Annotated in this window: 9 protein-coding genes and 1 pseudogene; 5 read left to right on the top strand and 5 right to left on the bottom strand. The window is 63.7% G+C overall.

The features are described 5' to 3' along the window. Window positions 1–32: 32 nt before the first annotated feature. Window positions 33–407 (bottom strand): PilZ domain-containing protein, encoded by a 375-nt coding sequence (locus R2J75_RS05930; protein WP_243333317.1) that lies wholly within the window; start codon window positions 405–407, stop codon window positions 33–35. A 169-nt stretch (window positions 408–576) separates the two neighbouring features. On the opposite strand from R2J75_RS05930, the gene R2J75_RS05925 reads away from it, so the two are divergent. Both R2J75_RS05925 and R2J75_RS05920 read left to right on the top strand, forming a co-directional pair. Then, window positions 577–3,087, top strand: a complete 2,511-nt coding sequence (locus tag R2J75_RS05925; RefSeq protein WP_316411249.1) for a DEAD/DEAH box helicase — start codon at window positions 577–579, stop codon at window positions 3,085–3,087. Window positions 3,088–3,246: 159 nt separating this feature from the next. Further along, window positions 3,247–6,321, top strand: a complete 3,075-nt coding sequence (locus R2J75_RS05920; RefSeq protein ID WP_316411248.1) for a response regulator — start codon at window positions 3,247–3,249, stop codon at window positions 6,319–6,321. 15 nt (window positions 6,322–6,336) lie between these two features. Here the strand turns inward: R2J75_RS05920 and R2J75_RS05915 are convergent, their stop codons facing one another. From R2J75_RS05915 to R2J75_RS05905, 3 genes are all read right to left on the bottom strand, one after another. Then, a complete protein-coding gene (locus tag R2J75_RS05915) occupies window positions 6,337–6,789 on the bottom strand; it encodes a bacteriohemerythrin (RefSeq protein ID WP_316411247.1) in 453 nt (150 codons plus the stop codon). A 658-nt stretch (window positions 6,790–7,447) separates the two neighbouring features. Continuing rightward, window positions 7,448–7,762 (bottom strand): hypothetical protein, encoded by a 315-nt coding sequence (locus tag R2J75_RS05910; protein ID WP_316411246.1) that lies wholly within the window; start codon window positions 7,760–7,762, stop codon window positions 7,448–7,450. Window positions 7,763–7,990: 228 nt separating this feature from the next. Beyond that, window positions 7,991–8,431, bottom strand: coding sequence for a hypothetical protein (locus R2J75_RS05905; protein ID WP_243333327.1), 441 nt, complete (start codon window positions 8,429–8,431; stop codon window positions 7,991–7,993). Between the two features lie 1,073 nt (window positions 8,432–9,504). On the opposite strand from R2J75_RS05905, the gene R2J75_RS05900 reads away from it, so the two are divergent. Together R2J75_RS05900 and R2J75_RS05895 are read left to right on the top strand one after the other, a co-directional pair. Further along, window positions 9,505–10,725, top strand: coding sequence for a hypothetical protein (locus tag R2J75_RS05900; protein WP_316411245.1), 1,221 nt, complete (start codon window positions 9,505–9,507; stop codon window positions 10,723–10,725). 5 nt (window positions 10,726–10,730) lie between these two features. Beyond that, complete coding sequence (locus R2J75_RS05895) at window positions 10,731–11,729, top strand: DUF1573 domain-containing protein (RefSeq protein ID WP_316411602.1); 999 nt, start codon at window positions 10,731–10,733, stop codon at window positions 11,727–11,729. Window positions 11,730–12,358: 629 nt separating this feature from the next. Here the strand turns inward: R2J75_RS05895 and R2J75_RS05890 are convergent. Continuing rightward, a complete protein-coding gene (locus tag R2J75_RS05890; RefSeq protein ID WP_449405576.1) occupies window positions 12,359–13,306 on the bottom strand; it encodes an IS91 family transposase in 948 nt (315 codons plus the stop codon). 55 nt (window positions 13,307–13,361) lie between these two features. Between R2J75_RS05890 and R2J75_RS05880 the strand changes: the two are divergent. Beyond that, window positions 13,362–13,778: pseudogene (locus R2J75_RS05880) on the top strand (transposase); the annotation flags it as partial. Window positions 13,779–13,940 lie beyond the last annotated feature (162 nt).

Genomic DNA, 13,940 nt, shown 5'->3' with positions numbered 1-13,940 from the left:
CAGGGTGCCCCTCGGCCGAGGGGCCGGGGTCATCACAGGGGACAGCGGGTTTCCACGTGAGCCTGGATCAGCTCCTGGATGAAGGGCGTGATGAGGGTGAACTCCAGGCCGGCCAGGACGTAGCCGCTGGTCTTGCCGGGGACCTTCCCGAGGACGCGCACCACGGTCCCCTGGAGGGGCACGCAGGGCAGGTCCGGGTGCATGATGCAGAGGTTGTCCAGGACACTGCCGGCGTCCATGTCCCAGGCGTCCACCATCTGGACTTCCAGGCCGCAGCCGCCGGCGCTGAGGTTGGCCAGGCGGGCATTCGTGACGAGGCGGTCGTGGATCTGGAAGGCCACCTCGTACGGCTTCCCGGACGTGCTGAGGCGCGTGTACCGCCTCCGTTCGTTCTGGCCGCCGTCCACTCACCCCCCCTGCAGGTGCATCACGTGTTGAAGCATATCAGCTTGCCCTGCCATCGAGGCCCTATGACGGACAGCCGGCATTTCATCTATGAAGGAGTCGTAACAGTGGAAATGCCTGGCTGGGCGCTTGGCCATGGGACACTGGAAGGCACCGCAGGAGCCTGACCGCATGAAGCCCACCCTCGCCGACCTCCTTCCCCAGGGGACCGCCCCCGACAGCGGCGACCTCCTGGGCCGCTTCCTGGACTACGTGGAGGGCCGCGGCCTCGCGCTCTACCCCGCCCAGGAGGCCGCGGTGCTGGAGCTCTTCGAGGGCCGGAACGTCATCCTCAACACCCCCACCGGATCGGGCAAGTCCCTGGTGGCGGCGGCCCTCCACTTCAAGGCCCTCGCCGAGGGGCGCCGCTCGGTCTACACCTGCCCCATCAAGGCCCTCGTCAACGAGAAGTGGATGGCCCTCTGCCGCGACTTCGGGCCGGAGAACGTGGGGCTCTCCACCGGCGACGCCACGGTCAACCGGGACGCGCCCATCCTCTGCTGCACGGCGGAGATCCTGGCCAACATCGCCCTCCGGGAGGGACCGGAGGCCCAGGTCGACGACGTGGTGATGGACGAGTTCCACTACTACGCCGACCGCGACCGCGGGGTGGCCTGGCAGGTGCCCCTCCTCACCCTGCCCCGGACCCGCTTCCTGCTCATGTCCGCGACGCTGGGCGACACGGGGTTCTTCGAGGAGGAGCTCACGCGGCTCAACGGCCTCCCGACCGTGGCGGTCAAGAGCCGGGAGCGGCCGGTGCCCCTGGCGTTCTCGTATGCGGAGAGCCCCCTGCCCCTCACCCTCGAGCGCCTCGTGGAGGCCGGCAAGGCCCCCGTCTACCTCGTCCATTTCACCCAGCTGGAGGCGGCCTCCAGCGCCCAGGACTTCACCAGCATCAACCTGTGCGCCAAGGAGGAGAAGGCTGAGATCGCCCGCGCCCTGGAGGGGTTCCGCTTCAACAGCCCCTATGGCCCTGACCTCAAGCGCTGGCTGCGCCACGGCATCGGGCTCCACCACGCGGGCCTGCTGCCCAAGTACCGGATCCTCGTCGAGCAGCTGGCGCAGCGGGGCCTCCTCAAGGTCATCTGCGGCACCGACACGCTCGGGGTGGGCATCAACGTCCCCATCCGGACCGTGCTCTTCACCCGGCTCTGCAAGTACGACGGCCAGAAGACGGCCATCCTCAGCGCCCGGGACTTCCACCAGATCTCGGGGCGGGCCGGCCGGAAGGGCTTCGACGACGTGGGGTGGGTGGTGGCCCAGGCGCCGGAGCACGTCATCGAGAACGCCAAGCTGGCGGCAAAGGCCGCGGCCGGCGGCCGCAAGTTCGTCAAGCGCCAGCCCCCGGACCGCAATTTCGTGAGCTGGGACGAGCAGACCTTCAACCGCCTGATCGCGGCCCAGCCCGAGCGCCTCGTGTCGCGGTTCCAGGTGAGCCACGGCATGCTGCTCAACGTCCTCTCCCGCGGGGGCGACGGGTGCGGGGCCATGCGCCGCCTGATCCGGGACAGCCACGAGACGCCCCGCGCCAAGGAGGCCCATTTCCGCAGGGGCTGGCAGCTCTTCCGGAGCCTCCTCGGACGGCGGATCGTGGAGTACGCCGGGGGCGGGCTGCGGGTGAACGTGGATCTCCAGGACGACTTCTCCATGAACCAGACCCTCTCCCTCTGGCTCCTGGACACGCTGCCCAGGCTGGATCCGGAATCCCCCGAGTACGCGCTGGACCTCCTGACGCTCGTGGAGAGCATCCTGGAGGACCCGGACGTCATCCTGCGCAAGCAGCTGGATCGGCTCAAGGGCCAGCGGGTCGCGGAGATGAAGCTGGCCGGGATCGAGTACGAGGAGCGCATGGCGGAGCTGGAGAAGCTGGAGTATCCCAAGCCCCTGCGGGAGTTCGTCTACGGGACCTTCAACGCGTTCGCCGCCCTCCATCCGTGGGTGGGCGAGGAGAACATCCGCCCCAAGTCCATCGCCCGGGAGATGTTCGAGGACTACCGGTCCTTCTCGGACTACGTGCGGGAGTACGACATCCAGCGCTCCGAGGGCCTTCTCCTCCGGCACCTCAACAGCGTCTACAAGGTCCTCGCCCAGACCGTGCCCGACGGCGCCAAGACCGAGGAAGTGCGGGAGATGGAGGCCTACCTGGGCGCCATGCTCCGCCAGGTGGACTCCAGCCTGCTGGACGAATGGGAGAAGATGCGCGGCGGGGCGCCGGCCCAGGGCGGGTCCCCCGAACTGCGGCCCCCGGGCGCCGAGGAGGCTGCCCGGGACGTGACCCGGGACCGGAAGGCCTTCTCCCTGGCCGTGCGGAGCCGGATCTACGGCTTCCTCCGCAGCCTCTCCGTGGGGGACTGGGAGGAGGCCGCGGCCGCCCTCGGCGGGGAGACCGCGGGCCCCGAGGCCCTCAAGGCCCTCATGGAGGCCTACCGGGCGGACCACGACGGGCCCCGCCTGGACGCGGAGGGGCGCAACCAGCGCCACACCTACATCCTGGAGGAGGACGGCGCCTGGCGGATCCAGCAGATGCTGGTGGACGCCGAGGGCCACAACGACTGGGTGGCCGAATGCCGGGTGGACCTGGCCGCCTCCCGGGAGGCCGGGGCCCCCGTCCTGGCCCTGGAGCGCCTCGGGCCCTACCGCTGACCGGCCCCAAGGGTCTGTTGCGAACACGAATATTTGTGGTCAATATGCCCTTGCCCCGTGGAGGTCAGGTCCGCCTGCGCCCCGCACGGCGGCTCCCGTTCATCCCCCATCTGAAGCCTTTTCCACCAGGTCCCTCGCGCGGCCTTCCCGGGGCACCCCATGAAGTGGCAGTCCTCCCTCCAACTGCGGCTCTCCCTCGGGTTCGGCCTGGTCATGGGCGGGGTGTGCACCCTCCTCATCGGGTACTTCGCCCGGGTCACCCGCACCGAGTCCATGGCCACGGCCCGGGAGGTGCTGCTTTCCTCCGTCCGGCGAGAAGCGGGGATCCTGGACAGCCAGATGAACAAGGCCATGGACGTCTCCCGCGTCCTGGCCCAGACCCTCGGGGCCCTGGCCGAGCGCCCCGGCGGGGCCTCCCGGGACGAGGCCCACGCGATCATGCGCCGAATCCTGGAACGTCATTCCGAGTTCCTGGACATCTTCACCCTGTGGGAACCCGACGCCTTCGACGGGCATGACGCCCGGTACGCCGGCAAGCCCCTGCATGACGCCACGGGCCGCTTCATTCCCGTGTGGAACCGGGCCGGGGACGGCACCCTGCGATGCGAGGCGGCCCTCGGCTACGAGACGCCCGGCCTCGGCGACTACTACCTCCTCCCGAGGCGGTCGCTGCGGGAGCACGTCATCGAGCCCTATGCCTATCCCCTGCGCGGCGAGCAGACCTTCATGACCTCCCTGGTGGTGCCCATCCTGCACGAGGGCCGGTTCAAGGGGCTCGCGGGGGTGGACTACCGCCTGGAATACCTCCAGCGCCTGGCGGACCAGGTCCACCTGTACGACGGCACCGCCAGACTCTACTTCCTCTCCCAGGCGGGGGTGGTGGCCGGTGCCACGGCCCAGCCCCACCTGGTCGGGCATCCCCGGGACGCGCAGCTCGCCGCGGCCATCGGGTCCAGCCGCGAGCGCGAGAGCCTCCTGACCTCCCAGGGCCTGCTGTGCGCGACCACCACGGTCCAGGTCGGGTCGGCGGCGGAGCCGTGGCGGGTGATCCTCACGGTTCCCGTAAAGGCCGTGACCGCTGTGGCCGATCGCCGCATCGCCCTTCTGGTGGTGGGGGCCTCCGCCTTCTGCCTCCTGGGCATCCTGGCGACGCTGGCCCTGGTCCGCCTGCAGGTGGTCGGCCGGGTCCAGCGCCTGACGGAGGCCACCGAAGCGGTGGCCCGGGGCGACTACGGCACCGAGATCCACATTCCCGGGCCGGACGAGTTGCGGAGGCTGGCCGAAGCCTTCAACGCCATGACCCGGCACATCGCCGCCTCCCTCAAGGCCGTCCAGGACAGCGAGGCCCTGCGGGTGAACGCCATCGACGGTTCGCTCCAGTTCTATTCGCTCCTATCCATGGATGGCAATCTGGAATTCGCGAACCGGACCGCCCTGGACCAGATCGACGCGTCGCTGGAGGCGGTGGTGGGCCGTCCCTTCTGGACCCTGGCCTGGTGGACCCACGACGAGGCGGTCCAGGCCCAGGTCCGCCAGGGGATCGAAACGGCCCGCGATGGCGGGGTCTTCCGCGGCGAGGTCTCCTTCCGGGCCCGGGGCGGGGCCATCCGGATCACCGACCTCTCCGTTTCCCCCCTCCGGGACAGCAACGGGACCATCACCCACCTGCTGTCCGAGGGCCGGGACATCACCGACGAGCTCAGGACGAAGCGGGCCCTTGAAGTGAGCGAGGCCCGGTACCGCCAGATCGTCGAGGACTCGCCCATCGGCGTGTTCCGGGTGCGGGTGGACGGGGCCTTCGAGTTCGCCAACCAGGTGACCCTGCGCCAGTTCGACTGCAAGACCCTGGAGGAGCTCAACGCCCACTATGGCCATCCGGAGACCCGGTGGCCCTCCCTGGGCGCCTACCACGACTACGTGGCCAGGCTCAAAGCCTCCGGGCGGGTCATGGGGCAGGAGGTCGGGATCCGCCTGGTGGATGGCCGGCCGCGGTTCCACGCCCTCTACTGCTACCTCGATCCGGGGAAGGAGCTCATCAGCGGCTTCCTCGTGGACATCACCGAGCAGAAGCACCTGGCGGAGCAGCTGAACCAGTCCCAGAAACTGGAGGCCGTCGGCCAGTTGGCGAGCGGCGTCGCCCACGACTTCAACAACATCCTGGCCGGCATCCTCGGGGCCGCTGAGGTGCTGCGCAGGGATCTGGGCGGGGATCCCAGCCGGGAGCGGCTCTTCAACCTCATCATCTCCGCGGCGGAACGCGCGGGGCGGCTCACCCACAAGCTGCTGGCCTTCTCGCGCAAGGCGCCCAAGGTCAGCTCCCCGGTGAACGTCGAGACCCTCGTGAAGGACGCCACCGAGATCCTGGAGCGCACCCTGGACAAGGCCGTCCAGATCAGGATCGTCGCGGAACCCGGCACCGCCTGGGTGACGGGCGACGACGCCATGCTCCTCAACGCCTTCCTGAACCTGGGCATCAACGCCGGGCACGCCATGCCGGAGGGCGGAACCCTGACGTTCCATCTCGGGAACCGGGACCTGGACGCGGCCGCCTGCGCCCAGTCCACCTTCCCCCTGGAACCCGGCCCCCACGTGGAGGTCACGGTCCAGGACACGGGCACCGGCATCCCCCCCGAGTTCCTGGATCGCATCTTCGAGCCCTTCTTCACCACGAAGGAGCAGGGCGAAGGCACCGGCCTCGGCCTCTTCGCCGTCTACGGCACGATCCGGGACCACCGCGGCGCCATTTCGGTGGAATCCCGGGTCGGAGGCGGCACCACCTTCCGCATCCTCCTGCCCCTGGCCCCCGCCGTGAAGAAGGCCCCGGCGGAGGGCGCCTGGGACGCGCAGGGCACCGGCACCATCCTCCTCATCGACGACGAGGAGATCATCCGGGTGTCCGCCACGGCCATGCTGGAGCGGCAGGGCTACCAGGTGCTGACGGCGGAGAACGGCTCGGAGGGCCTGGCCCGGTTCCGGGAGGCGGCGGGCGGGATCGACCTGATCATCCTGGACGTGATCATGCCGGTCATGGGCGGGCGCACCGCCCTCCAGCAGATCCGCGAACTGGATCCCCGGGTGCCGGTGATCATGTGTTCCGGCTTCTCCAAGAAGGACGACCTGGCGAACCTCCATGCCCTCGGCATCTCGGCCTTCCTCCACAAGCCCTTCCGCAGCCTCGAGTTGGCCGAGGCCGTGGCCGCGGCCCTGAAGGCCGCGCGGAAGCCGGAGGCCTGACCCGCTCCCCGGGAATCAGGGGGCGGCCAGATCCCGCGTGGCCCGGGGCCGGTCCGGGCCCGCGGCGGGAGTGGCGGCCCCCTGCCCCGCCAGGAAGCGCGCCATGGGGTTGTCGTAGGCCTCGATGTGCCGGTCCACCCAGTCGCTCATGAAGGCCGCGAGGGCCTCGGGGCGCAGGCACCCCTCCCGGAAGGCGTCCACCATGGATTCGACCCGGCAGGCGATGTCGGCGTGGTCCACCCGGTGGCGCTCCAGGTCGGGACAGCCGGCCTGCTCCATGACCGCCTCCTCCATCCGGAAGTGGGCGACCACGAAGAGGGAGAGGGCGGCCAGGATGCGCTTGGCCTCCGGAAGCCCCTGCCCGCCCTCCAGCGCGACGTTCAACGCCTCCAGGAGCCGATAGATCCGCGCGTGCTGGACGTCGATGGCGTGATTGCCCGTCAAGTAGCTGGGGTGCTGGGGGTCCATGGCCTTCCTGGTGAGTCCCAACGATCGCACAGCCGGCCCCCTTCGACCATAACAATTGATATGAGTGAATATTGGATCTCGGTTTTTCCTCGGACCTTCCATGTGGCCCGGGCGCCGACGACGATGGGGTCGTACGTGGTGGCGGTTACGGGAGGTTGGCCAGGGGAAAGAAGCAGGTCATGGGGTGGCTTGGCAGTGCCATGAATCCGTGGCGCTCATGAAAGGCCCCGGCGATGGGGCCCTTTGTATCAACGACCCTGGTGCAGGACGCTGCTTCGGAATGGGCAGCCATGGCCATCGCCTCGGCAGCCAGGATGCCCCCGAACCCTTGCCCCTGGAATCGGTTATCGACAGCGCGTTTTCCATCCGTGCGACCGGCACCCGGGGATGGCGAGGCCGCCTTCGCACCTTTACGGTCCCTTCGATGGCCGGGAAATAGAGGCGTTGGGTGGGATGCCCCGAATTCTGGATGGGCCTCCGGCCTGACGCCGGGGGTTTCTGGAGGCCTCCGATCGGGAGCGTGGAGGTCCTCAGACGCTGCAGAAATGGGTTCGGCGCAGGACAAGCCGGTCGAAGGCCAGGCAGGTCCGCCCGAACGTTTAGGCCACCTGGCCCGCGTGGTGAACGACCCGTGCCGCCACGCACAGCAGTTCCTGGATCACCGTCCCCATGCGGCGGCGCTTGCCCTCGTGCCGCTGTCCCGGTAGAGAGCGATCACCTCGCCCTCCGGCAAGTCCAGGCTGGTGATCCAGGTGTCTACCTCCACCAGGGGCAGGAGCAGGGCATGGTCCTTGGCGTCTGGCATGCGCTCGGAGACCTCCAACTCCATCCGGTAGCGAACACCCATTTCCTCGCCTTTGAACGTCACCGTTCGTTCCATCCCCTCCGGGAAGCGCACCACCCGCTTCCCTTCCCGGGGGTGGCTCCAGGCGGATTCCGGCATGGCCGCGGCCTTGTCCGCCCAGACCTCCAAGTTCTCCGAGCGCCCATTGTGCTTGATCAGGCTGTCGACGCCTTCCTCGGCAGCCAGGGCGCAGTTCTCCAGGGCGTCGTTGGGTATCCATGTGGAGCAGGATCCTCCTCCCGCTCACCCGTGGCTTGGCTAGGGCGCTCACCAGGCCAGGAACGCGGGGGTCTCCTTCCGGCGCGTGCTGGGTCCCCTCCCTCCATTCGAGGCCAGGGCCCAGCCCTTCTCGCCCAGCTAGGCGGCGATGGGCGCGCAGCCCTCGAATTGCTGGTAGGTCCAGCCGAGGCCTTCCTTCTTGGTGTTGGAGTAGTCCAGGGGGGTTACGTCGACGTCCAGCGCCACCTGCCCGGTGGAGAGGGCGGTGATCGGGGACTTGCGCTTGCGCCGGAGGTCGTCGGTGGCTTTCTGGACGTAGGGCAGGTTGAGGTCCACCCCCTCGTCCAGCCGCTGCCGGACGATGTCCGGCGAGGGGAAGGCCTGAAGACCCAGGCTCTCCGAGGCGAGCACCTTGTCCTCCAGGGTCGAGACGGCCACGAAGTCGCTCCTCCCTGTGCAGGGGGAGGCGACGTAGGCCAAGGCCACGCCGCCGGTCGGCAAAGCTCCGGTCCGCGTGGGGAACTGCCGGGTGAGAGCCTTGCCCAGGGCCGTGCAGCGGTCCAGAACCCAACCCGCCAAGGCAAGCCCTGTTCTTCCAACCAGTTCCATCTTCTCTAACTTGATGAACTTGATTCCCCTTCGGGTCACCCGCTAGGTGCCACCGATCAACCGACCGCACTGGTACCAAACCCTCATGGGTATTGGGTTTTCGGAGATTCACCGCAGGCGGATTGCACGAGCTCCCGAATTGTTCATTTGAGCCAATTTAATAGCTCCAAAAAATATTGCCTCCTCAAAGCCAGTGTTTTGGCAGCTATGCGTAATACATTTTATGGCCTTGTAAATGAGTTGTCCCCCGGTACCCACCACCAGAATTGCTAATGATCTGGCCCCAGCAAGGGGGCTTAAATGCAAACTTCCTCGAACCCATTCCGTGCGCCAGGTGGTATTGTCAGAATCAACCATCAGACAGCCCTTCGGACGCCTCTATGCAGGTACTCGCCCGCTATATCCATTACTCCTTCGCCAACACAAAGTACTTCCGCAACCGCACGTCCCAGCGTTCCTATGGTTGGCGCCAGGAGAAGCTGTGGGAGCCATTGAGGACCAGCCTTCGAAGTTTGGAATTTGAGTAACTAGAAGGACGCGTGATCAAACTCCATCTAAAACCAAAATTCTTCAATGCGGTCCAGTGTGGCACCCCAATAATTGTAGACTTCCCAGACTTCTTGTCTTTTTCAATCTTCTCTTGGGGTCCAAGCCGGAAGCCCCCATCCCTTTGTCGATTTCCAATCTGTGCCTTCGAACGCCCTACTCCTTTTTGCAAATTTGAAAGCCAAGTTTTGGGCTATGATCTGCAATTTGTATATGATCGAGTCACCCACCAGTGTTTTCACTCATAGGTCAACTTCATTCACTCATTTCAACAAGGAAACATAATAAGCAGAAAGCGCATCCTTGGAATCATTGGAATCACCGCATTCATAGCTGGCACTATTCCGGCGTATGCCGGAATATACTGTCACGCATCTTCAGACGGAACGGTCCTCTGGGTCGACACTTCAACGGGAAAAAAGCAAACACTCACTTTGAAGGAGGCAGAAGAATATTGTGATCGTGTGATTGGCGGCTAGTCGAAAACAAGGGCGAAAATGAGCAAACACCAGACCCTCGCGAAAATGGTTTCAGGAACCACTGCGATAGCAGTGAGCATCCTGAATGGGCAGAACCCACCTCCTTCAAGGCCCGTTATCTGGGGCAATGGAGTTATTTATCACGACCTTTCGCGGGGGGCTGTTGCTGGCGAAGGAGGTGCAGACAGTTTATTCAAAATAGAAAGCATTAATGGCAAAATAGAGCGATCGATCATTCTGCCGGCCAAGACCATCAAGCGAGACGTTTTGGATGGAAAGGCGTTCGCACTTACCTTGGAAGGCGTTCAAGGCCAGAAATTGGCAAAGGGCGAAATCGCATCACGGTTCATGTACAGGATTTTGGAAAGATCCATTGTTGGTGAGACCGGATGGCAGGAGATTGGCAACTTCAGAAGCAGGCGCAAGGCTATTACCGGCTTTTTTAAGCTTGGCAATGGCAACTTTTTGGTGACTACTTTTCGGCCCGTCTTTAAATTCCAAGGTGGGTACTCCCCTATCGGCATCCTCGCAAAGAATGACCGAAAAGAATTTGTACAGAAAGAGGGGGTTTCAATCGGATTAGGCAAAGCATATTGGCAAGAAACCATTGATGAGGAAGGCGATGCTAAAACCAATTATCCCAATTTGATGCTCATTACGCCAGCCTTATTAAGGACTCCTGATCATGTCATAGTCGGATACGAAAGTATCGGATGGTTCCTGGTTTTCCGGGCAGAGGACGGCAAATTTGAGCGACAAATTCGGATTTTCGATTTTATTGATGAGTCTGCCTTACATCGGGAAGGCGCGTTCTCATATCCATACGTGGGTCTGGGTGCCCAAGTAAGGAAAGACGGATACATTCTTGTGGCAACCCGTTCCCAGCAAGCAGTCGAACAAGCTGGACAGGCCTTCAATGACAATTTTCCCATTGAAATTGCCACCAATTCCGAAAAAATCAAAAAATGGTATTTTGATACGGAATATATTCGCGATCAAAACCTCAAACAGTTCCCATTTATTACCTGGTGGCTGCTCGATCCAAAAACCGGTTCTGTGAAACAAGAAGCCAGGCCAGAAAACTTCCCTGACCGCATTTCATCAGCCGCAGATATGTGGAATTGGAATTGGCGCTTTAAGGCTGATGAGAATTTGATTTATTACTCAACGGAAGGGGCCACGGAAGGAAAGGGCAGGACCCTGAAACAGAAAATTCTCGGCGTCATAGGTGTAAAGTGAAGTTCATGGCGTGTGGTTTGACAATTTTAATGTGCTTCAACCAGGACATTTGCCGAGGAGATCCTCCACCCGAAATCAGCGTGAAGCATGATTTTGGCAAAACCCAGATGATCCAGGAGTGGGAGGGTGAATACTTACTCCGTAACGATTCCGAAGAGACCTGGACGGTTGCAGGAATCGAGGTAAGTTGCGGATGTTTACAAGCGCATGCCGACTCAGGGCCCGTTCTTCCTGGCGAAGAACTTCCTATCCAATTGAAATTGGATTTGCAGAACCGATACGGCCCCGTGTCGGAGACTGCAAGACTTACATTGTTGCCCTATCCGAGAAGGGGAAGTGAAGGCCTCCGAACCGTCAAAATCCATATTTTAGGAGAGATTCTACCAGAGGTCCTTTGGTCTCCACCCGTCCTTACCATCCTTGATTTGACCCATGGGGAGTCCCGCCTCGTCAAGGCGCTGGCTCGGTTCAGACAACCAGAGCAAAAGCTGATCTACAACCGCCAGAACCTTGGCCAACCGAACCCAAACGTCTCCATTCGGCAAGGCTTGGACCCGGAAATCGCCGAGGTGTTTTTTCCGTTCCTGGAGAAGGAAATCCCCGATGGCCAGCTCGAGGGGAATTTTGAAATTCCCTTCCGCCTCGCGAAAACAGCTGACGTCACCACCTCGCTCAAGGTCCACTGGACCCGCAAGTCCCCCTTCACTGTTCAACCGAGGTTTTTGATTGCCAGGCGGCAGACCGATGATTCCAGCGATTTTTTCAATTTAGATCCTCTTGAAGTTCGAAGAACGGATGGGAAGCCTTTCCGGATACTTTTCATCTCGCCACCCGAGGCCTGGCTGAAGATTGTAGGCACAAATAATGGCGAGAATGCCACCAGCCATAAATTGATAATCACCGTAGACCACACGCTGAAAATTTTCCCAAGGTGTAAGTTGCAAATTATTACTGATGATCCATGGCTTCCGATGATTGAGGTGCCATTGGTACCAGAACCGTAGGATCCAGGGATCCATCGGGGCCCACCCTTGGGTTTCCACATGTACTAACAATTGAATTCACGCTGCTTAAGTTGCGATTTCCCTTGATTACGGCGTCGCGAGGAAGTTCGCGATGAGCACTTGTACCACATGGCCAAAGGCCTAGATTGGCTGCCATGGAGGCGACAACCATGCGATCCAAAATCCGTTCCCCGGCAGGCCAGGCGGCCTACAAGTTCGGGAGGACCGACCTTGCCATCGATCGGCTGGTCCTGCTTCGAGCCCATTTCTGCTGCGCCTGACGGCCTCCACGCTCCCGATCAGATGCCTCCAGAAATAGTTAGCAAATCGGGGTGGCGGGACCCAGGCGCCGCCGTGGGTAGGCGCCCTGGCAGCCCACCCCTCGGTTGATTAGCGGTCTTGAACAGGCCCGGAGCGGTAGGGGCCGGCGCGATCGGACTGCTATGGGCAAATCGAGCTCGGCAGGCCACCGGAGAATGGCCGGAACGCCTCGATCATCATCTCCATGACCCTCGATTCCTGGCCTCTTCCGGCCAACGATGGTTCCGCTCCTGTCCATGAGCAGACCCCTCCCAACCCGTCCTGATGGCAGGTGGCGACGAGGGACTGCCTGGTCGTTGTGGGGACGGTCAGCATTGGGCCTCATCCATGGGCGGTGCCCGGGGGGCGGTGGGTTCCAGCCGGACCCGGCGGACCATGCCGCCGCAGACGGGACAAGCGCGCATTTGTTGCTCCAGCCAAGTCTCTGGGGGAGGCGAGGGAGGCAGCGTTGTCTCGCCCAGAGCTTGCCGGGCCTGGTCCAGGGGGCCCCCGGGTTTGGCAGAGGCATAGAGACCCGCATGGCGGATTTTGCGGAAGCCCTGGGGAAGCACGTGCTGGACCAGACGGTGGAGGAAGGCCACAGGTTCCAGGCTCGCGGTGCGGCCAAATTTGGTGCGGAAGGTCACCTGGTCATTCGTGACGTCCATCAGCCGGGAGTTGGCGATACCCACCCGGTGGGTGTAGCGCCCGAGATACTGGAGCACGTGGGCGGACTTGCGGAACGGCCTTTTGACGTAGGCGATCCAGCGCTTCTCCTTCACCTGCGCGATCAACTGGGCGTAGGCGGCTTCGGTCCGCTCCGGGAACTTGCCCGAATCCCGGGCGGCCCCCAACGCAGCCAGGACCTTGCCTCGGAACACGTCGCCCAGCATCTTCAGCGGGAACAGGTAACGGTGCTTGAGCCGGATGAAGCTGCTGCCATCCAGGCCCAGGCCACCGGCGCTGACCAGCACGTGGACGTGGGGATGGAAGGCCAGTTCCCGGGTCCAGGTGTGCAGGATCAGGGTCAGGCCGAAGGTCAGGCCCTTGCGGGTCCGACCCAGTTCCAGGAGGGTGTCCGCCACGGCGCGCAGCATGGCCTGATAGACCACAGCCGGGTGAAGCCGGGCCAGGGACCGCAGTTCCGCCGGCAGGGTGAACACCACGTGGAAGTGGCCGAGGGCGAGGATCCGTCGGCTCCGTGCGGCGATCCACTTCTCCTGAGCCAGGGCCTGGCACTTGGGGCAGTGCCGGTCTCTGCAGGAGTTGTAGGCGATCCGCTCAAAGTCGCCATGTTCGCAGGCCAGCTTGTGCCCGCCGAGGGCAGCGGTGCGGCGGGTCCTGAACGGTGTCTCCTGGCAGCGGTGCCGGGTTCATTTCATGCGGAATGCAGCGACGCGGTTGCCCAAGGCGGCGCAGGAGGAGCTTCTGGACCGCCTGAAGCAGGCCTACCAGGCGCCCTGCAAGGAGGATGCGCAGCGGTTGTTCGCAGCCCTGGCCCTGGATACCCAGCGCAAGCACCCCGGCTTCTCGGCCCTGCTGGACGAGGCGGTGGAGGACGTCCTGGTCTACATGGATTTCCCCAAAGCCCACTGGCGAAAGATCCACTCGACCAACGTGCTGGAACGGGAGAACCGTGAGCTTCGCCGGCGATCCGACGTGGTGGGCATCTTTCCGAACCGGGCCGCGGTGCTGCGCCTTCTGGGCTCGTTGCTCGCGGACCAGCATGCTGAGTGGGTTTCTGCCCGGTTCCCTTACTTGAAGGTGAAGGCGTGATGGCCCTGGGGCGAGGTCGCGACCCACCCGGCCGGGGCGGTGCGCGGGCATGGAAAGGCTGATGGATTGCCCGCTGGATTTCGCTGCGCGAAACGGGCCTCCGGACCGCCCTCCGGGTCCACAGGCAACGCCCCT

Source organism: Mesoterricola sediminis (assembly GCF_030295425.1).
Classification (GTDB): Bacteria; Acidobacteriota; Holophagae; order Holophagales; family Holophagaceae; genus Mesoterricola; species Mesoterricola sediminis.
Note: the sequence above shows the minus strand (reverse complement) of the source record. Positions and strands in the feature narration are given on the sequence as shown.